Raw genomic sequence first — 20,376 nt, forward strand, 5'->3', positions numbered from 1 at the left:
GCCGGTAGCATGTGGCGTACTGACGCCGGATCAGCGGTGTGAGACGACTAATTCGTCTGAAACGTGAGTTGTGGGTGTGTGATGAAGAAGACTCAGGCAATTGGAATTGACCTCGGCACGACATACTCCTCAATCGCCTGGCTGAACGAGCACGGACAACCGGTCACAATTCCGAATCAGGAGGGAGAACTGGCAACGCCGTCGGTCGTTTTCTTTGACCAGAATGAGCCGGTGGTTGGTACAGAGGCCCTGCGAAATGCGATCGCCCGTCCGCAGCAGGTCGTACAGAACGCAAAACGGTTCATGGGCGATGCCGGCAAGTTCTGGAAGATCAACGACAACCGCTACAGCCCGGTGCATATCTCCGGAATGATCCTGCGAAAGCTTGTCTCCGCTGCTCAGGAGCGAGTCGGGGAAATCACCGACGCCGTGATCACCGTACCGGCGCAGTTCAGTGATGCTCAGCGGCACGCCACGATTCAGGCGGGGCACGCTGCAGGGCTCGATCGCGTCGAAATCATCAATGAGCCCGTCGCCGCAGCGCTGTGTCATGTACTGGGTTCGGAGGGACTGGCGTTCACGGAACTGGCCATCGACCAGACACTGATGGTCTACGACCTTGGCGGCGGAACCCTGGACCTGGCGATCGTGAAATATGCCAGCGACCAGGTTCGAGTGCTGGCGTCCGACGGTGACCTGGAACTTGGCGGGCTGGACTGGACTCAGGTACTGGTGGATGCCGCCGCGGAAAAGTTCCTTCAGGACTTCCGGGAGGATCCTCGCAGAGACCCGGAAAGCCACCAGTTTCTGGCGCTGGAAGCGGAGCAGGCAAAACGCAGCCTGAGTGTTCGCCCGCGGGCAGCCATCACCGTGCAGCACGGCGGCAACCGGCGCACTTACCAGATCGAACAGCAGGAATTCGAATCGCTCAGCCGAAAGCTGGTGCAGCGGTCCGAAGGTATCACAAGACGAATTCTCAGTGACAAGGGCTTCGGCTGGGCTCACATCGATGTTGTTCTGACGACCGGTGGTGCGTCACGAATGCCCATGGTTCGGAACAGCCTGAAGAAGCTGAGCGGACGGACGCTGAATTCGTCGCTTTCTCCGGACCAGTCCATTGCTCACGGGGCCGCTTATTACGCGGGAATGCTGCTGTTGAATCAACAGTACACTCGCACCGTCTTCAGTTCGCAGGCTTCGTCCCGGCTGTCGAAACTCAGCCAGCAAAGTGTCAACGCACGAGCTCTTGGAATACTGGTCCGTGATACCAGCACCGGGCAGCGGGTGCCACATTATCTGATCCCGCCGAATAGCGCGCTTCCGGCATCAAAATGTCATGTCTTTGGAACGGTGACAGACCGGCAGACGCGAGTGCATGTCTGGATTGTCGAAAGTGGTGCCGGCCCGGACCGCGAACCCACTGTGCTGGGCGACTGTGTCATTTCCGACCTGCCGGCCAACCTGCCGGAAGGAAGCAGGGTCGAAGTGTCAATCAGCTATGATCGCCAGGCGCGAGTCCATGTCGCCGCGCGCGAGATGCAAAGCGGAATCACGGCGGAAGCGGAGATTATTCGGCTTGAAAACCTGAACGCTCAGCTGCAGGAAACGCCGGATCGTGAAGATGGTGAACTGGAGTTGATTGAAGCCCCCGAAGTTGCATCCGGGGAAGATTCGCCGCCGTTGCATGAAACACCGGCAATGCCGCCAGCGGACACGGACAATTCGCTGGACGAGCTTTCTGCATTCCTGCAACCGACGCTGGAACAGGCCGATCAGCCTGTCGCTCTTTGCGACACCTGCGGTGCATTTCTAAATCGCCGAGGGAAATGTTCGGAATGTGATGCTTCCCGCCCGCCCGCTCAGACGACGCCGAGAAAGAAGCGACGCTCCGGCCGTGAATTGACCAGAGCCGAACGAGCCGCGATCCGTCGCAGGCGACGCGTCACCGGAACGCAGAAGCCGGACGGAACCAGAACCGAGGAAGCGAAGCAGGCTGAAGACGAGTTCTGGAATCTGCTGGATGACGGCGGAACATGACGCTTTGGCTCATGTGCCGCCGGATCACCCGTGTCAACGATGACGATCGCCAACAGCGCTGCGGTGCAGCCGTGTCTGTCGGATAGCCAATCGCTCCGGCGATTCTGCCCGGTAGTCGTTCCTCGCCGTTTCTGTCCTACAGCACGTGGCGGATCTTGGTGAGGAACTCTGCGTTCGTCGGAAACTTCTCCATCGTGCGCGTTAGTTGTTCCATCGCTTCCACGGGGCTGAGAGTAATCAGGCTTCGACGCAGCAGCGTGACGCCCTCCAAAACATCCGGAGCCAGAATCTTCTCCTCGCGACGTGTTCCAGATTTTGCGATGTCAATAGACGGCCAGATCCGGCGATCCGCAAGGTCACGACTCAGCACCATTTCCATGTTGCCCGTACCCTTGAATTCCTGAAAGATCGCTTCGTCCATGCGATTTGTGGTTTCGATCAGAGCCGTGCCACAGACTGTCAGCGAGCCGCCTTCGTCAAAGCGCCGTGCGGTTCCGAATAGCTTCTTGGGCATGTCCAGAGCCCGAATATCCAGGCCGCCGCTTCCGGTCCTGCCGGAGTTGCTGACCCATTTGTTAAACGCCCGCGCAAGTCGTGTGATGCTGTCCAGCAGAATGAAGACATCCTTGCCGGATTCCGCCAGCCGCTTGCCTCGTTCAATAATCAACTGGGCGATTCGGACGTGGCTTTCAACATCCTGGTCAAGCGACGACGAAATCACTTCACCGTTGACCAGTCGGTTCATTTCGGTGACTTCTTCCGGACGCTCATCGATCAGCAGGACCATCAGGTGGATTTCCGGATGGTTTTCACTGACAGCGTTTGCAATATCCTGCAGCAGCATAGTTTTGCCGGTCCGCGGCGGAGCCACCAGCAACGCTCTCTGTCCCTTACCGATCGGGCACAACAGGTCCATCACTCGCATGGTGATCGGCCTTGGGCCTGTTTCCAGACGAATCTGTTCGAACGGATTGATGGGTGTCAGTTCGTCGAAATGCTTAACCTTCGTGTATTCCTCCGGCGTGAAACCGTCGATCAGTTCCACTTCTCTAAGTCGTGGTCCCTGATTGCGGGTTCCGGGCCCCACGTCACCCCTGATCAGTACTCCTTCGCGAAGCGCGAATTTTTCGACGATTGAACTGGAAACAAACGGATTGGAATCTTCCGCCGCGTAGTTTTTTCTGGGATCCCGCAGGAACCCGTATCCCTTGGGGTGCAGTTCCAGAACGCCTTCGAAAGTGCCTTCGATTTCCTCGCCGGAACTCTGGATTTGCCGGCTTCGCCGTGAAGCACTTCCACCGGCACCACCTCGCCGGCCTCGATCCGAGGAACTTCCGGTTCTGCCGCCGCCTCGTGTGCCGCCGCGATCTGACTGGCGACGGCGTCCGCCGCGGCCTGCATTCGACCCGCGATTGTCGGCGCGGGAACTGTCACCACCGCCAGGCTCGGTGCCTCCCGATCGTCTCCTCCTGCGCCGTCGACGTCGCGGTCTCCGGTCTCCCTCGTCGCCATCATCGGCGCCTGGAGCGTCGACCGACAACTCGGGATCACCGTATTCCTCAGCAGCCCCTTCGGCGTCTTCCTGGTCACTGACTTTTCGCCGCGTTGACGGCGAATCTGTTTTCGCTTCGACATCGAAATCGTCGGGCGGCGTTTCCGGCGCATCCCGTGATTTTCGGCGACGCGAAGTCCCTGCAGAACTGCGGGGTGAGGTGACTTCGGATTCTTCCTGAGAATGGTCGTCGAGTCCGTCACCGAAGGATTCGTCAGCCTTCACGTCACTTTCGACAGAATCGTCGGAGTCTGTTTTCGGTTGTCGTGTTCGCGACCGACTTGTGGACGTCGAAGACGACGCCCGTGGTGTTCGCCGCTTCGTTCCTTCAGCGCTGCTCGAACTGCTTGTTGGCATAAGAAAACCTGAGCTTGTTGAAAAGAAACGACACTTCCTGCGGAAGCGTCGATACGCACTGTGAATCCATCTGGCAACGCTGGGATGCTACGCGTACGTGTACCGATCACGGCGTCACTGTGGATTAACCTGAGTTTCACAAACGTGCCTTGTGCCCCGCAAAGGCTGGCTTTCCGGAAGCTCACCCAAACGAAAATCGCAACGCCGTTGCGTGAGTGAAAGTCGAGAATCCCCTGCGGGATGAAACGGGATTCATGCCATCTCAGTCCGCGTTGACAACGCCTGAGAGCTTCGCCGCAAACCACAGCGGACAAAGCGGGCAGTCGCATCCCGTGAATGCGATAACGGCCTGGGAGCCTCCCGAAGGGTGAGCCTGCAACAGCGATGTTCTTGCTGGAAAGGGGACCGGGTCAAGTGGGACCGGCACGCACCTGCAGGGGGCTCAGTCAGCGACAGGGACTGCTTAAGCGAGTCCCGAAATACGCGAAGATCTACTTCTTCCTGAGTCGTTCGACTCCGGATTTTCAAAAGCCATCAAGACTTTAACTGACAGCAGTATTAATGCAACTCTTTTTCGTGTCAATCGTACTCTGGAAATTGTATGCCAACCGCTTCATCTGGTGTAAACCGGCAAACACCGACCAATCATCCGGACTCGTCCACGACCCGCCGTCCACTGGACTTGGCAACCGGCCGCACTCTGAAGTTCAACTGAACCTGACACTCAGCGCCGCTGCCTTTCGGCGTGTTCCCGGCGCCGAAATATCGCCGAACGGCAGATTCCGAGCTTGTTCAGCCAGAACTGAGCCATCACCCATAGAGTTAACAGGCCATAGCGGGTGCTGCGGCGAAAGTTGATGCTCGACGCTTCCTCAAAGTACCGTACCGGCACCGGAATGTCCCCAAGGCGAAAGCCAAACGCTACTGACTGGGCCAGAAACTGGGTGTCGAAGACGAAGTCGTCGGAGTTTTCCTGCCACGGAATGGACTCCAGCACACTGCGATGGTAAGCCCGAAATCCACTGTGAAAATCGCCGAGATTCTGCCCGAGAGCAATGTTTTCCGTGATTGTCAAAAACCGGTTTGCGATGTACTTCCACCCCGGCATGCCTCCCGCCAGTGCCTCGGCTCGAGTGCGGATGCGTGAACCCAGGATGACATCGCAGTTCCCCAGGCGAATCAGTTCTGCCGCGATCGGTATGACTCGGCTGTCGTACTGATAGTCCGGGTGGATCATCACGACAATATCGGCTCCCATTTCCAGAGCCCTGGCATAGCAGGTCTTTTGATTGCCTCCGTATCCCGTGTTCTTTTCGTGCCGGATGACTGTGAGTCCCAGGCCTTCCGCCACCTCGACAGTATTGTCGCGACTGCAGTCATCGACAAGGATGATTTCATCGACGCTGCCGTCGGGGATGTCGCTAATTGTCTTTTCAAGTGTGGCGGCCGCATTGTAGGCCGGCATCACCGCGATGACTTTTGTACTGCTGACGGTCATGGCGTCCGGATTTCAGGCTGCCGCGCAGCACTAAGAAGCGATAATATTTGCCAGGATTTCGACGGCCCGATCAATCTCTTCGATTGTGTTGTAGTGCAGCGCACCGAGTCGCAGCGTGCCGTTCGGTTCAAGTTTCGCACGTTCCGTGAACGGCAGCGCGTAGTGGTTGCCAGGCCAGGCGAAGATCCCGTGCTCCGCCAGTCGTATTGCCAGTTCCCGCGGCGAAGCGGAAGCCGACGTCATTGAAATCGTCGGAACCCGGTCATCAAGGCGTTCGAGATCCGTGATCCCATGGACGCGAATTCCCGGTATCTGCTGAAGCCCGTGAATCAACCGCTTCGAAAGTGATTGTTCGTAATATTTGATTCGGCCGAAAACGCGGTCAAGTTTGGCGGAGCGGGAATTGTCCACAGAGTTATCGCCAATGGCGCCATCGTCACTGGAGGAATGATCCAGCGAGGCTATGTATTCGACAGCCGCCGCGGCACCGGCGATGCCTTCGTGGTTTTGGGTCCCGGTCATCCAGCGTCCCGGCAGAGTCTCCGGAGCCGGTCGCAGTTTGTAAGGCTGGATCTCCCGGAGCAGTTCGCGGCGTCCCCACAAAACGCCGACATGGGGGCCAAAGAACTTGTATGCGGAGCAGACCAGAAAGTCGCATCCGAGTGCCTCCACCTGAATCCGGCCATGCGGCGCGAAATGAACAGCGTCGATATAGGTCAGTGCACCGTGATTTTGAGCGTCCCTAATGATGTCGCGCAGCGGATTCACGGTGCCGGTGGCATTGGAGGCGTACCCAACAGCAACCAGCCTGGTTCTGGAGGAGAGCTTTGAACGAAAGTCCTGCAGATCCAGCGTCCAGTCATCCGGTCGCAGGTCAATCTCGCGAACATTGACGCCGGAGTCTCTGGCGGCCAGCACCCAGGGCGTGAAGTTCGCGTCATGATCGAGACGGCTGACAATGATTTCGTCCCCTGATTTCCAGGTACGGGCCAGCGCCCGGCTGACCTGGAAAGTGATCGTTGTCATGTTAGCGCCGAAGCACACCGTTTCCGGGTCACGAGTCCCCAGAAAATCAGCCAGAGCTTCGCGGGCCTGCGTCAGGGTCGCATCAGTTGCCTGCGAATTCGGGAACGGCGCGCCGCAGTTGGCGTTTGTCTCAAGCAGATATCGGCGGACAGCATCCGCGACCCTGGACGGAACCTGGCTTCCCGCCGGACCGTCAAGATGCACAACCGCGTGTTGACCAATTGTTCGATTGAGTGCCGGAAACTGGCTTCGCGCGACGTCCGGGTTCCAATCAGGACTGAAAGTCACGGACTCGCCTTCGAACGGCCCCGGGGCTATGAGTCTCCGCGGCCAGCGGTCGCATTCCCGAGGTTGTGTGCATGAATTGAGTCGCGCACGCTCTAATGATCCGGCGATTCGCCGTCACCGGCAGATCCCGGCTGCTCGGCGCTTTGCACGACTTCCAGATTTGGTACACGGATCGACGTGATTCTTACGCGCGTGTACTTCTGACGGTGGCCGGTATGCCGGCGGCTGTTCTTTCGCTTGCGGAACTTCTGGATTTCCAGCTTTTCGCCTTTTTCTTCATCGAGAACGACCTCCGCTTCAACCGTGGCGCCTTCGATCACCGGAGCACCGATCACACTGCTGCCGCCGGCATTTGCCAGCAGGATCTGATCGAACCTGACGGTTGAGCCCACTTCCGCGTCCGAACGAAAATCCACGGAAAGCAAGTCGCCTTCCTGCACTCGATGCTGGCGGCTTCCTTCCTCGATAATGGCAAACATAGCAAACACCCAAAGGCAGAAACTTGATCTGGAAAATGTTCACGCCGGCCCCGTCGGGGCGGTGAATCGCGAAGTATAGCGACGTGAATGGAGACTTCGAGTCGGAATCGTGCTGAAGTTTGTCCGCTGCTGTCCCGGAGACCCGCCGCGCGATTGTCCGGGAAAGTGTTCAGGCGTCCGGCTGGACGGGGCGGCCATCGTCGTCTTCGCACCGAAGGGCCAGGTGTTCCAGTCGAACGTCGGTTCGCGACACGATGCTGATGGTGACCTCCCGGTCGTCTTCAATGCGAATCAGTTCCTTCCGCTTGCGGTTGTTCAGGTCATTCGCGACGCGATCATGCACTTCGATGACAATCCGGGCCACGTCTTCGTGGCTTGCCGCTGACATCACCAGCCGCATCACCTCAATGGTGAGGCTTTCTGAGGTTTTGACCTGCCCGACGCCGCTGCAGCAGGGGCAGTCTTCGTAGACGCTTCGGCGAAGAGACGGTCGAATTCGCTGGCGAGTCATTTCGATCAGGCCGAAGGGACTGATTCGCAAAACACGCGTTCGAGCCCGGTCGCGTTTGACGGCGTCGCGCAGGGCGCGCTCGACGCCCCGGCGATGCCGTTCTTCCCGCATGTCGATAAAGTCGTTGACAATCACGCCGCCCAGATCCCGCAGCCGAATTTGCCGAGCGATTGCCTCGGCAGCCCGCATGTTCATCCTGTAGGCCGTTTTTTCCGCGTCGTCATCGGCACGGAAGTTTCCGCTGTTGACGTCGATGGCGACCAGGGCTTCGGTTTGGTCAATGACAAGAGATCCGCCACCCTGCAGCGGCACGTGCCGATCCTGAATTCGGGCAATCTCATCCTCGATGCCATAGCGATGAAAGATCGGCTCAGCGCCGTCATAACGTTTGATTCTGCTCTGATGATGCGGGGCCACGATCTTGATGAATTCCCGGGCACGTTCGAAGGCAGCGTCTTCGTCGATCCACACGGCATCAATTTCGCCCGTGTAGATATCCCGAATCGTGCGGATCATCATGTCGCTCTCTTCGTAGATATCCACTGGCGCTGATGAACGCTTGATGCGGCGGACGATTGTGTCCCACAGTCGCAGCAGGTACTTCAGGTCGCGCTTCAGGTCTTCTTCTTCGCGGTCGACGCCGGCCGTTCGCACGATGATTCCCAGGCCCTCCGGCGGCCGGATATTCTTCATTGCCTGCCGGAGCTGACGTCGCGCCTTTTCGTCAGGAATCTTGCGGCTCACTCCCACGCGCTGCAGCGCGGGCATCAGTACAATGTACCGTCCCGGAATCGAAATATACGTGGAAAGCGTGGGTCCTTTGTTGCCGATGCCTTCCTTGATCACCTGGACGAGAACCTCGCTGCCGCGCTGGAATATCCTCTGGATCGGCGGCTTATTGCGTGCGTTGCGCTCGTTCAGATGTTTTGGCGGGCGTCCGGATTTGCGGTCGTCGCTTTCCGCAACTTCATCCCTGACCAGGTGCTTGTAGTACTGATACTCCACGTCGCTGACGTGGAGAAACCCGTTTCGGCCGACGCCAAAGTCGACAAACGCGGCCTGGATGCTGGGTTCAATATTGACAACCCGGCCCTTGTAGATGTTGCCGACGTAGTTCTCCGCACTACTTCGTTCGACGTACAGTTCTTCCAGCACGCCGTCTTCAACGATTGCAATCCGGCTTTCTTCCGGCTGCAAAACATTGATCAGCATTTCTTTTTTCATAACACAGCTTTCGTTCGATGGAACGAACAGCGTGTCTCCGGTTTCCTGTTTCTGAACTGCAGACAACTGAAGCAGCGAATATGAATGACCGATATCCGTGTCCGACGCTTCCCGCGCGGCGTTTGCCTGGTGCAATCGGCGATTTTCGGGAAATCCGGGTGGCGGAGCCGGCAATGAGTGCCGGCAACGGCAAGCGATGCTGTTTCAGGTAGATTCCCCCATATCATGAACAGGTTTCACACAGATTTTCAAACGCGGCCAGCGCACCGGCGTATTGACGGGGCCGTAAAGCTTTGTCATTTCGGCCTCCGGCCTGGCTGGCACAGCATCTGGATCTGATGAGGGGATTTCAGGTGACAGGATTTGCAGAACGCGATGTTCGCTCATGTTTCAAAAATGGCCGGTTACTGACCGGCCGGTCAAATGGATTCGTTCTCCGGGCTCTAGACAACAAGATCCGGGCAGATTCGGCTTAGTTCTCCCAGCAGGTAGTGTTCGACGTCCCGTGCCAGGTCCAGCGAACAGGCGTGCTGTGCGATTCGTTCAGCGTCCGGAATCGACAGATTTCGGATCACTTCCTTCAGTCCCGGAATTGCCTGTGGCGTGGCGCTCAGGTGTCGCAGGCCCAGCCCCAGTAACAACGGAACAAATCGCAGGTCAGAACTCATCTGCCCGCAGACGTTTACGGGTTTATTGTGTTTCCTGCCGGCCTGAAGCACCATTTTCAGGAGTCTCAGAATGGCCGGGTCGCCCGATCGGTACAGGTGGGCCACTGAGGGATCGGAGCGGTCACAGGCGAGAGTGTATTGAATCAGGTCGTTGGTACCAATCGAGAAGAAGTCGACTTCTCTCGCAAATTCCTCAGCAAGTACCACGGCCGACGGGACTTCCACCATCATTCCCACCGGTACGTCGCGCTGGAATTCCACACCCTCGTCTTCCAGATCTTCCATGACGTCCATCAGGATCATTCGCGCCTGACGAAACTCCAGCAGTGTGGCCACGAGTGGAAACATGACCTGAACATTTCCATGAACGGCGGCCCGGAGGATCGCCCGCAACTGAACCTTAAAAAGTGCGGTGCTCTGCAGGCTCAGCCGGATGCTGCGAAGCCCCAGCATTGGGTTCTGGCTGCCGACGAACCGGTCCCGCAGTTTGACGGGGACCTTGTCGGCACCGATGTCCAGAGTTCGGATGACCACGGGACGATTGCCACACGCCTGAATGACACGGCGATAAGCGTTGTAGTGATCCTCTTCAGTCGGCACTTGGGAGCCGCTGAGATACAGGAATTCCGTTCGATACAGGCCGATTCCGTCGGCCCCTCGATTGATGCACTGTTCGACTTCCTCGGGAAACTCGATGTTGCCGTAGACTCGTATGGGCTCGCCGTCCAGTGTTCTGGCTTCGGTATTCCTGATCGATTCCAGCCTCTCGCGAATTCGCAGGTTATTAGCCTGACTGGTGCGGTACTTTTCCAGCGTCGCCTCGTCCGGGTCGATGATGACTTGTCCATGGTCACCGTCCAGAATAACGGTTTCCCCGCCGGAAACGCCGACAAGGCAGCGGCCAAGTCCGACCACCGCGGGGATCGCCAGTGCCCCGGCAAGAATAGCCGTGTGGCTGGTCCGTCCGCCGACTTCCGTACCGAACCCCAGCACAAATTCGGTGTTTAGTGTCGCTGTCTCACCCGGAGTCAGGTCGTGCGCCAGGATAATGACGGGAGCACGCAGGCTTCGCAGTTCTTCGCGGCTTTGTCCAAGCAGCTGACGCAGCAGTCGGCGTTCCAGGTCGTAGATATCCAGCGCTCGTTCCGCGAGATACGGGTCTCCCAGATTTCGCATCTGTTCGGCGAACTGTCCCAGCACGCGGCTGACGGCAAACTCGGGAGAATTGTGGGACGCGCGGATTAGTTCTTCCACTTTCCCCGTCAGGCGCGGGTCACGCGCCATCTGCAGGTGTGCGGAAAAGATCGCGGCATACTGCGAACCAAGCTGGTCGGCAACGAGAACCTCATTGCTCTCGATCTCAGAACACGCATTTTTCAGGGCGTTGTGGAACCGGGAGACTTCGGCTTCGACGGCGTCGCTGCTGACGTACTTTCTGGGGATGCGAAAATCTTCGGATCCCAGCACCAGGGCCGGCCCGACAACAACTCCCGGAGAAACTGCAATTCCGTTTCGAACCTGCATAACACTCACGGCTGACGGCAACGGCCTGACTCAGCCTTTTGTAAGGGGATTTGCGAACTTCTGGTACCGCACTACTACCGCTTCGCGCTTGACTGGCCCGAGACTCTTGCAGGACATCGGACGGTGACTCCCGTGCCCGACCTGCGTTGTTGGGAATCTCCACTACTCAGACAGCGGCGCAGCAACGGTCCCGTCAAGAATAGCGGCGACAACTGCAATCGCGATTTCGGCGTCATCTCCGTCCGCTTCAATTTCCAGCGGGGCTCCGTGAGTGGCTCCCAACAGCATCAGATCATACACGGATTTCGCATCGGCGACCTTGTCGTCGAACCGAATGCGGATGGCCGACGAGCACTGCGAAGCCGCCTGCACGAGCCGGGAAATCGGCGATAAATGCAGTCCATTCTTGATTCCCAGCGTTACGCTGCGCCGTGTTGTTGCCGTTCCGTCCATCACGAAACCTCCCGCTGCGACCGAAGTCCGGGCGTTGAATCCGAATCTGCCGTTCGCCAATCCGTTTGATCGCGGTTCTGCGTCCGCCATCAACAGGCCGCGAACTCTGCCTGATTCGCGGGAAGATGCTTACTGAAACTGACCATGAACCCATCGCTGCAATGGTTCAGGACGCATCTTCGCGGTCGTCAGCTTCGGTCAGCAGTTCCCAGATATCCTTCACGGCCGACGACTGCTTCAGAAAGTTGCAGAAATCCTGGCTGCGGAGGTGCCGCGAAATATTTTCCAGTCCTCGCAGGTGATCGCCAGGCCGATCAGGAGGTGACACCAGCAGAATCAGAATAAATACGTCCTCACCGTCGAGACTGGAAAAATCCACGCCGGAATGCGAAATCGCGACGGTCGCCACCAGCCGATCGACGGACGGATGTTTCGTGTGCGGGACGGCAACGCCGTTGCCAATCCCCGTCGACCCCAATTCCTCGCGCTTCAGAATGGCCGCGACAACGGCTTCCGCGTCGTCATCCCTGATCGTTCCCTGAGCCTTCAGGCTGCCGATCATCTCGCGAATGGCCTCCTCTTTCGAAGTGGCTTTGAGATCGGGAACAATCGCCTCTTTGACGACGAAATCGGTCAACTTCATTGCGTTACTTTCACTCCAATACCATGTGAAAACCAGCGTGCGACACCCCCGTGCCGCAGAATCAGTTCCGCGTGTTATTCTTCTTCACCTTCATCTGCCTCGGCCGGTTCGGCGGAAGCAACTTCCTTCAGCGGCTTCTTCTGGCGATGGTCGCGCAGCTTTTCCTTGTACCGATGAACCTGGTGCTCCATCTTGTTCAGCGTGCGGTCAAACGCCGCTCTGGCGTCGTCTCCTTCCACGTGGGCGACGATCGTGTGATATCCTTCGATCTCCACCAGCATTTCCACGTTGACACGGCCGTCTTCAAAGTCGAGCGTCACGTCAATTTCGCTGACCTGGTCCAGGTACCGGACCAGCTTTTCTGATTTGGCGGAAATGTAATCACGCAGATCCTGCTTAACACTTCCATGACGACAGGTAATCGCAACCTGCATTCTGGGTTATCCTTCCGGAATCATCTCGGTGAGGTCTTGTGACGCGGGCAATGGTTCCCCGCCGGGAGCAAAGACAGGATGTCTGGCGGGGTCAGCCGTTTCGAAAGTCGTCACGGCGCGGACCGCGCTCCCGATTTGCCGGCACTGCCAGCGTCCATCGACAGGTTCAAATGCGGCGCGATTCTAGTGAGGTGATTCCGCGAAGGAAAGCACTCAACGAATCTTCCTCCGGGAATCGCGTTCTGAAACACAATGCTCAGGGAATTCCCGAACACCTGACGCCGCCAACCGGCGGAATTTCCGGCAATGCAGGGTCTAAACGGCGTCGCCGGTGGGCTGTCGGGGTGAAGCCGCCGGAGCCGGGGTGCGAACTCTCGCCAGCCGGGCTCGAATCGCCAGTTGAGCGTCCACCATCAGGCTGAAACCCATCGGCACCAGCACGAGCGTAAACAGCGTCGACACGATCAATCCGCCCAGAACGACGCTTCCCAGTCCCCGGTACAGTTCGCTGCCGGCACCACCGATCCACAGCCACTTGCCATTGACATACGTTGGAAACGAAACGACAAGCGGCAGCATTCCCAGCACCGTTGTCAGGGTGCTCATGAAAATCGGGCGAACTCGGGTTCTGACGCTTTCGGAAACTGCGGCCGCGGAATCCATCCCGTCTTCCCGCATCAGAATCAGTGCCTGGTGAACAATCAGAATGGCATTGTTGACCACGGTTCCGATCAGGATCACAAAGCCCAGCATCGTCAGCATGTCCAGCGCCTGGTACGTGAACACGTTCAGCAGCGCCAGGCCGATCAGACCGCCGACAAGTGCCAGTGCCACGCTGGTCATGATCACGGTCGGATAAAGGAAACTTTCAAACAGAGCGGCCATCAGCAGATACGTCAGAACAACCGCCAGCACCAGATTCCATTTGAGTTCGAACCAGGTGTCAGCCAGTTTGTCCGCTGTGCCCGCGAGCCGAATCTGATAAAGCCCGGACTGAAAAACGTCCGACTGCATCAGGGTCTGGCGAATCTCCTTTTCCACCGTCCGCAGCGCCCCTTCCAGTGGAATGTGCGGACCCGGCTTGATTTGAATCGTGATGGATCGCAGCCGTTCTGTGTGATTGATCTGTTCCGGACCACGGCTCAGATGCACGTCAGCGATTGCCGACAGCGGGACGGTTTCTCCCAGCGGCGTACGAATCGGCAGGTTCGCGACATCCTGAGTTCGGCTTGCATATTCATCTTCCCCGTAGATGGACAGGTCGATGCGCCTGCCGTTGTGCTGATAATCGCCGGCATAGGCACCGTCGACCAGAGCGTTGACGGTATATCCCAGGCTTGCCGCCGTGACACCCAGTTCCGCGGCCTTTTTGGGGTTGGGGACCACGTGCAGTTCCGGGCTGGAAAGATCAAGTCCCGGGATCGGCCGAATCTGATTGCCTTCCGTCATGGGAAATTTCTGCATCGCCAGGCCGAACGCCTTTTGTGCTTCCGTAACCAGTACTTCCAGGTCCGGCCCGGTGATTTCCAGGTCGATTGTCCGGCCGCCGCTGATCGCGCTTTCGAACAGACTGGCCTGGCTGACGATCGGAATGACGCCGGGCTGAGCCGCCGCGGCTTTGGACAGAATCGGGATCAGTGCTTCCGCCTGCAGTTCGTCCACGGCGCGGGCACCCATGAACAGCATTCGCCCGCGAGCGACGAAGAAGAAGCTGTCGATCGCCGGGGCATCATCGCCGGCGGTGCCCAGCCAGTACGGAGCGACGTCGTTTTCGATCTTTTCTCCCAGCCTGATCATCTGATCGACGTTGTACCCCGGAGGCGGCAGCAGGATCGCGATGATCAGATTGCGATTCCCGTTCGGCAGATACTCCGTGTCCGGCAACAGAACTTCGCTAAGTACCAGCGATCCGACGACGAACACTGCCACGATCGCCAGTCGCACCAGCCAGCTTCCCTTCAGTGACAGAAGCCGGTACGTCAGTGCCGCGAACCTGTCGGTGCCCCAACTGAAGAACCTTGCAAGTCCGAACAGGCCCTTTAAGCCGAAGCCCAGTTGAGCGTTGTCTTCTTCGATTCGCTCCGCTTCCGTACGCTGGCTGCGCAGGACGCGGCATGCCGCGGCGGGAATCACGGTCACGCTGACAAGCAGCGAAAGTCCAACGGCGCAACTGATGGCGATGGCGATGTCCCGAAACAACTGCCCGGCCTGTCCCTCAACGAAAATCACCGGCACAAACACGGCCAGCGTTGTCAGGGTTGAGGCCAGTACCGCTCCCCAGACTTCCTGTGCTCCCTTCATCGACGCTTCCCGCGGCGGCTTTCCCATCTGGTAGTGGCGGTAGATGTTCTCCAGCACGACGATGGCGTTGTCGACCACCATGCCGACCGCGAATGCCATTCCCGCAAGACTGATGACGTTGATGCTGCGGTCGAAGATTCGAACGAACAGGCAGGTACCGATGACGCTGATGGGAATGGCCAGCCCGACAATCAGGACGGATCGCACACTTCGCAGGAACAGCAGCAGAATCAGTACCGCCAGAGATCCGCCAAGGTAGACATTGTTGGTCACGAGTTCCGTGGCCGAATCGAGATACAGCGTCTGGTCGTACACCTGGTCCAGCCGCAGTCCGTGTTGCTTCAGGACACCCAGGTTCAGTTCCTCAGCGGCGATCCGCAGATTGTTTCCGAAAATGCGTTCCGACTCAGCCAGTTCCAGGGCGGTAATTTCGCCATCCCCGTCGCGGTCCAGTTGTTCGCGCGGCGGTCCCATGATTTCCTTCAGATTCGTTCCCGGTGCCTGCTGAGCATTGATCGCCAGCGCGCTCAGTCCCATCTGCCGGACGACTCCGGAAGGTTTCTTGTAGTCGATGCGCACCGTCGCGACGTCGCCGACTCTGATCGGAGCACTGTCGCGGTAGGCGATGATGGTTTCTTCGATCTGTTCAGGCGATTGGAACTGACCCAGCGTCCGCACGACGTTTCGCAGCTTTCCTTCCTGAATGTCCCCGGCGGACGTGTTTTGGTTCTGGCCCTGAAGGGCGCTGCGGAGCTGATCGAATGTCACGCCGAAAGCAGCCAGTCGCGTCGGGCTGACGATGACGCGGCATTCCTGTTCCTGTCCTCCCAGGACGTTGGCGTTTGCGATTCCGGGCACGCGTTCAAACGCCGATTCGATGAATTCCTCTGCGAATTTCCGCATCAGGGCCGGGTTGTTGCGGCCCAGCGAAAATGTCTCCAGCACCGGGAATTCCGGGACCATCGAATTCAGCTTCACCAGACTGATCCGCTCCTGCCCGCGAATCATGCCGTCCAGCGGTCCGGCCAGTTCCGGGTGCTGATCGGCCAGGTTCTGCAGATCTTCCCGCGTTGGAGGCACGGGAGACAGGATGAACCATGCCACCGCATTGGCGTTCGCGTCGACACTGGTGATGGTGGGTTCGCGAGCGTCCGGCGGATACTGAGGCACCTGGTTCAGTTTTTCGGCAACACGAGCCCGCGCGTCGGCGAGTTCGGTGCCGACCGGAAACTTCATCACGATCGTGCCGCTGCTGTCGGCGCTTTCACTGGTGAACTCGTCAAGTCCTTCAACGCTTTTCAGCTGCTCTTCCTGCTCGTCGATGATCTCCCGCTCCACCTCCTGAGCGCTGGCTCCGGGCCACAGTGTTGTAACGGTGATCTGTGGTTCGATCACGTCCGGTGTTAACTGCACCGGTGTGCCGAAATAAGCGATCCCGCCGAACAGGACGATCAGAAACACGCCGACCGTGACCTTGACCGGATTCTCAATGGACAGACGAATGAAGTTCACGGCATTTGTTCTCGTGTACGGGGATCGCTGTTGGATGTGGCGAAGCTTGTGCGGCGCAGGAACCAGTCAACGGCCTTCCGGCGCTTTGGCGGGACTGGAATCCTCAGCGTTGGACTGCTCCAGCACCCTGACCGCCTGGAACGGCCGCAGTCGTTCGGCACCTTCCGTGACAACCTGCATTCCCGGCTTCAGATCGTCTGCCGTCGCCTGAATCAGTTCCTCGCGGCTGACACCGGTTTCCACCACAATCATGCTGACGCTGGGCGGTTCATTGTCCTTCACGGGATTCAGGACAAACACAAACGTGCCGCGAGACGTCCGTACCAGCGCGTCCTTGGGAACCAGGACGGCATCGACTTCGTCACCGAAGAACTCCGTTTCCGCCATCATACCTTCACGCAGCTCGGGGATTCGCGTCCCGCCGGCTTCGGAAAACCGGTTCGCGATCCGCACGATCACCGGAAAACTTCGAGACCCTTCCTGCCATTCCGTGCGCGGCACGATCGAACGGACGCGGCCCGTCCACTGCCGCGGCGCCGTTCCCGGAATTCGGACACTGACGTCATCGCCGGGGTGAATCTGGCCGATGAATTCCTGGTCGACCTGAACGTGTACGTCAACTTCATCCAGTTGCGCCAGCGTGACCACAGGGGCGCCCTTTGCCAGCCACTGACCGTCATACGTGTGTTCCTGCACGACGAAACCGTCGAACGGAGCCAGCGTGGTCCGCTTTTCCTTTTCGGATTCCAGAAACGCAACGTGCATCTGCTGCGCTTCCAGCCGAGCCTTCGCCTGCAGCCGGGCTTCCTGGCGAACACCCGCCGCGGCCAGTTGATGCACGGCCTTCGCCGCGGCCAGATTCTGCTTTGCTTCATCCAGCCGGTCTTCGGCGTCCTCCACTTCCGATGGAATCGCCGCGTTGCGTTTCTGAAGTTCGCGAAGTTCGTTCAGTCGACGATCAGCGTTCGCCAGAGTCGCCTCCGCGACTTTCTGACGCGCCATGGCCTCCTCCACAACTTCGGGACGCGGAGACTGGCTCTCCTGATACATCGCCTCGTGTTCCGCAAGAATGGCTCGCTGTTCGTCCAGGTCCAGGTCGGTTGACTTCATCCTCAGCCGCGAAAGCACCGTCCCGGTCTTCACAAAGTCGCCCTCTTCGACGGAAAACTCCTCGACCACACCGTCCGAACCCGATGCCACAATGCTCGTATGGCGAGGACGTACCGTGCCGACCACCATCAATCGCGGAGAAACCCGGTCCTGGATGACATCGGCCACACGCACCAGCGCTGGCGGTGGTCCGCCGGCCGCCGCGTCCGCCACACCGTCAGCCTTGGCAACATCGGCACCGGATCCGCAGCCGGCAATTGAGAAGCACAGCGCGAGAATCGCCAAAAGTCCATGCGACGGCAGCCCATTCGACAGAAGTCCCGGGAGTTCCAGGCCGGTTTCAAACGTGGCGGCTGTCAGTTTGAGTGGTTGTAATGACGAACTATGTTGAAGGAACTTGCGGTTCAGCATCGCGGTAGGCTGAGTCTAAAGAGGAAGGTTGTATTGCGGAGCTCGTGCGTTGACAGACGGAAACTGCCTCCGTCCAATCCGTCCCGCTGGTTTTACCCGACCGCATTCTGCCGCGGAATCGGCAATCAATCAGCGAATTACCGCTGATTTGCGGTCCCGTGAGAAGCTGCGGGCCGTTCCACCAGTGTACGTCGCTTTGCGTCCGCAGCCAGAGCTAACCTGATGCCACGTTTCAAATTGATCGCCACCAGCACCTTCGGCCTGGAAAATGTCGTCGCACGGGAACTGAAAGACCTTGGCTACGAGGATTCTCAGGTTTCTGACGGCCGAGTGCTGTTTTCCGGCGATGAAATCGACATCGCCCGCTGCAATCTGTGGCTGCGCAGCGCCGATCGGCTGCTGATTCAGGTCGGCGAATTCCCGGCCCGCGACTTCGGGCAGCTCTTCGATCAGACCATCGCCCTGCCCTGGCCCGATCTGCTGCCCGTCGACGCGAAATTTCCGGTCAGCGGTCGTAGTGTGCGTTCTCAGTTGCGAGCCGTCCCGAAGGTTCAGGGAGCGACCAAGAAGGCCATCGTCGAGAGCCTGAAGAAGAAGTACAACCGATTTCGTTTTGAAGAAACCGGGGCGGAGTTTCCCATCGAAGTGTCGCTGCTGAAAGACACGGCGACGCTGACCATCGACACCACAGGCGACGGGCTGCACAAACGCGGCTACCGCGAAGTCGCCGGCGCTGCGCCTCTGCGGGAAACCATGGCCGCCGGACTGGTCCAGATCAGCTACTGGAACCGCGATCGTCCGCTGGTTGATCCGTTCTGCGGCAGCGGAACAATCCCCATCGAAGCCGCCATGATCGGACGCAACATCGCTCCAGGACTCGGCCGGTCCTTCATCTGCGAAGACTGGCCATGGTTCGATCGAAAACACTTCCGCGAAGCTCGCGCCGAAGCCAAAGACAAACGTCTGCCAAAACTGCCCGTTCCGATTCTGGCGTGCGATCACGATCCCAAAGCCATCCGGATCGCCAGACACAGCGTCACCGAAGCCGGCGTCAGCACCGATGTCCGCCTGGAATGCCAGGAAGTCAGCGAACTGCGGCTGACGCGCGACTACGGCTGCATCATCACAAATCCACCGTACGGCGAACGCCTGGGAGAAGCCGAAGAAGTCGAAGCCGTCTACCGCGAAATGGGCCGCGTGTTCGCACCGCTGGATACCTGGAGCATCTACGTGCTGACGTCCAACCGCTGGTTCGAAAAACACTTCGGCCGCCGGGCTCCACGGAGAAGAAAGCTCTACAACGGCCGCCTGGAATGCCAGTACTACCAATACCCCGGCCCGCCACCACCACCTGCCGAATTGCGATCCGACGCCGACAGTGAGGCCGAATCCAATCCGGATGCCGGAACTACTTCAGGCAGCTCCTATTCTGGTGACGACGCGTCTGGTGAAGATCAGTAGCATGGTGATAAGGCAATGGGCCTCGGCTTCACCTGGCGGCTGCCGACCATGCGGGCATTGGCAGGTCGTTGGCGGCCTCTTCCGGGTTGCTGACGGCCAGCTCGGAGATTGGGGGCACACTTTGAGATCCTGCGATCTGCCTGGATCGGAAAATTCCTCGCCGCCCGACTTTTCCGGCGACCACGAACATGGTGCCGGCAACCAGCAGCAGGACCGTGGACGGTTCCGGCACGGCTGAAAACGTGACCGTGGCCGGAGTTGCCGACGCGATGTTGACCGGAGTCAGCGAGCCGGACAGAAACGTCGTCAGTGCGGTGGCCGACGTATCGAGTTCGATCACGACGCGGTCCCCCGGCGTCCCGGTGATGTCGGCAACCAGTTCCATCCGGGCAAGAAGCAGCGGCGTCGAGCCGATGGTCACGTCAGAGATTCCCGGCAATGCTCCGTCAAACACGCTGAGGAACGATGATGAAGTCACGCCGCCCAAAACTTCTGCGTCGCCAAACACGTAGTCTGCTGCAGAATTCCGATACGGCGCGACGGAAAACTGATCGGTAAACAGAGCGGCAGATGCATCGAGCGGTGTCGATGTGAATTCCGCGAAGTACGAATTCAACAGATCGCCCGGCAATGGCGACGTGCTGTGAATCTCCGCGTCGATCGAAAAAACTTCGCCGGGTGTTACCGACCACGACGAACTTCTCGTGATGTCGCCCGTCCGAAACAGGCTCACCACCAGGTCGGCCTGCGTCGAGTTCGCGGCGGATTGGACGACCAGGAACAGAATTGCTGAAAGAAATCGTTTCATCATCTTAATTTACCTTAGTGTCCCGGCCCGGGACTGATTCGGGGACAGGTGTTGCAACTGTGACGAACGTGGAGCCTGC

General features: G+C 58.7%; 14 protein-coding genes. 2 read left to right on the forward strand and 12 right to left on the reverse strand.

Annotated features, from left to right (window positions below; genetic code table 11):
* The first annotated feature begins 81 nt into the window (after positions 1-81).
* Complete coding sequence (locus tag R3C19_06920) at positions 82-2,037, forward strand: Hsp70 family protein (protein ID MEZ6060075.1); 1,956 nt, start codon at positions 82-84, stop codon at positions 2,035-2,037.
* Between the two features lie 136 nt (positions 2,038-2,173).
* On the opposite strand, the gene rho is transcribed toward R3C19_06920, so the two are convergent.
* From rho to R3C19_06975, 11 genes are all read right to left on the reverse strand, one after another.
* Complete coding sequence (rho, locus tag R3C19_06925; protein ID MEZ6060076.1) at positions 2,174-3,814, reverse strand: transcription termination factor Rho; 1,641 nt, start codon at positions 3,812-3,814, stop codon at positions 2,174-2,176.
* 856 nt (positions 3,815-4,670) lie between these two features.
* A complete protein-coding gene (locus tag R3C19_06930; GenBank protein MEZ6060077.1) occupies positions 4,671-5,444 on the reverse strand; it encodes a glycosyltransferase family 2 protein in 774 nt (257 codons plus the stop codon).
* 30 nt (positions 5,445-5,474) lie between these two features.
* Positions 5,475-6,758: a cysteine desulfurase-like protein gene (locus R3C19_06935; protein MEZ6060078.1), complete on the reverse strand. Its 1,284-nt coding sequence runs from the start codon at positions 6,756-6,758 to the stop codon at positions 5,475-5,477.
* 92 nt (positions 6,759-6,850) lie between these two features.
* Positions 6,851-7,237 (reverse strand): 50S ribosomal protein L21, encoded by a 387-nt coding sequence (gene rplU, locus R3C19_06940; protein MEZ6060079.1) that lies wholly within the window; start codon positions 7,235-7,237, stop codon positions 6,851-6,853.
* A gap of 169 nt (positions 7,238-7,406) precedes the next feature.
* Entirely contained in the window at positions 7,407-8,972 is a 1,566-nt protein-coding gene (locus R3C19_06945) for an Rne/Rng family ribonuclease (protein MEZ6060080.1), read from the reverse strand.
* A 443-nt stretch (positions 8,973-9,415) separates the two neighbouring features.
* Positions 9,416-11,164 (reverse strand): phosphoenolpyruvate--protein phosphotransferase, encoded by a 1,749-nt coding sequence (ptsP, locus tag R3C19_06950; protein MEZ6060081.1) that lies wholly within the window; start codon positions 11,162-11,164, stop codon positions 9,416-9,418.
* A 162-nt stretch (positions 11,165-11,326) separates the two neighbouring features.
* Positions 11,327-11,617 carry an HPr family phosphocarrier protein gene (locus tag R3C19_06955; protein MEZ6060082.1) on the reverse strand — a complete coding sequence of 97 codons (291 nt, stop codon included), beginning with the start codon at positions 11,615-11,617 and terminating at the stop codon, positions 11,327-11,329.
* Between the two features lie 166 nt (positions 11,618-11,783).
* On the reverse strand, positions 11,784-12,260 hold the full coding sequence (locus R3C19_06960; GenBank protein MEZ6060083.1) for a PTS sugar transporter subunit IIA: 477 nt from the start codon (positions 12,258-12,260) through the stop codon (positions 11,784-11,786).
* Positions 12,261-12,334: 74 nt separating this feature from the next.
* A complete protein-coding gene (gene raiA / locus R3C19_06965; GenBank protein ID MEZ6060084.1) occupies positions 12,335-12,694 on the reverse strand; it encodes a ribosome-associated translation inhibitor RaiA in 360 nt (119 codons plus the stop codon).
* 315 nt (positions 12,695-13,009) lie between these two features.
* Entirely contained in the window at positions 13,010-16,507 is a 3,498-nt protein-coding gene (locus tag R3C19_06970) for an efflux RND transporter permease subunit (protein MEZ6060085.1), read from the reverse strand.
* 66 nt (positions 16,508-16,573) lie between these two features.
* Positions 16,574-18,028 carry an efflux RND transporter periplasmic adaptor subunit gene (locus R3C19_06975; protein ID MEZ6060086.1) on the reverse strand — a complete coding sequence of 485 codons (1,455 nt, stop codon included), beginning with the start codon at positions 18,026-18,028 and terminating at the stop codon, positions 16,574-16,576.
* Between the two features lie 222 nt (positions 18,029-18,250).
* Here R3C19_06975 and R3C19_06980 point away from each other — a divergent pair, with 222 nt between their 5' ends.
* Positions 18,251-19,489, forward strand: coding sequence for a class I SAM-dependent RNA methyltransferase (locus R3C19_06980; GenBank protein ID MEZ6060087.1), 1,239 nt, complete (start codon positions 18,251-18,253; stop codon positions 19,487-19,489).
* A gap of 28 nt (positions 19,490-19,517) precedes the next feature.
* On the opposite strand, the gene R3C19_06985 is transcribed toward R3C19_06980, so the two are convergent.
* Positions 19,518-20,300, reverse strand: a complete 783-nt coding sequence (locus R3C19_06985) for a PEP-CTERM sorting domain-containing protein (protein MEZ6060088.1) — start codon at positions 20,298-20,300, stop codon at positions 19,518-19,520.
* Between the last annotated feature and the right edge of the window lie 76 nt (positions 20,301-20,376).

Source organism: Planctomycetaceae bacterium (genome assembly GCA_041398785.1).
Classification (GTDB): domain Bacteria; phylum Planctomycetota; class Planctomycetia; order Planctomycetales; family Planctomycetaceae; genus JAWKUA01.

Bases quoted from the DNA above. Each gene is read 5' to 3' on its own strand.
- R3C19_06920 (MEZ6060075.1), top strand. From the start codon at position 82: ATGAAGAAGACTCAGGCAATTGGAATTGACCTCGGCACGACATACTCC.
- R3C19_06930 (MEZ6060077.1), bottom strand. From the start codon at position 5,444: ATGACCGTCAGCAGTACAAAAGTCATCGCGGTGATGCCGGCCTACAAT.
- rplU (MEZ6060079.1), bottom strand. From the start codon at position 7,237: ATGTTTGCCATTATCGAGGAAGGAAGCCGCCAGCATCGAGTGCAGGAA.
- R3C19_06945 (MEZ6060080.1), bottom strand. From the start codon at position 8,972: ATGAAAAAAGAAATGCTGATCAATGTTTTGCAGCCGGAAGAAAGCCGG.
- ptsP (MEZ6060081.1), bottom strand. From the start codon at position 11,164: ATGCAGGTTCGAAACGGAATTGCAGTTTCTCCGGGAGTTGTTGTCGGG.
- R3C19_06955 (MEZ6060082.1), bottom strand. From the start codon at position 11,617: ATGGACGGAACGGCAACAACACGGCGCAGCGTAACGCTGGGAATCAAG.
- R3C19_06960 (MEZ6060083.1), bottom strand. From the start codon at position 12,260: ATGAAGTTGACCGATTTCGTCGTCAAAGAGGCGATTGTTCCCGATCTC.
- raiA (MEZ6060084.1), bottom strand. From the start codon at position 12,694: ATGCAGGTTGCGATTACCTGTCGTCATGGAAGTGTTAAGCAGGATCTG.
- R3C19_06975 (MEZ6060086.1), bottom strand. From the start codon at position 18,028: ATGCTGAACCGCAAGTTCCTTCAACATAGTTCGTCATTACAACCACTC.
- R3C19_06980 (MEZ6060087.1), top strand. From the start codon at position 18,251: ATGCCACGTTTCAAATTGATCGCCACCAGCACCTTCGGCCTGGAAAAT.
- R3C19_06985 (MEZ6060088.1), bottom strand. From the start codon at position 20,300: ATGATGAAACGATTTCTTTCAGCAATTCTGTTCCTGGTCGTCCAATCC.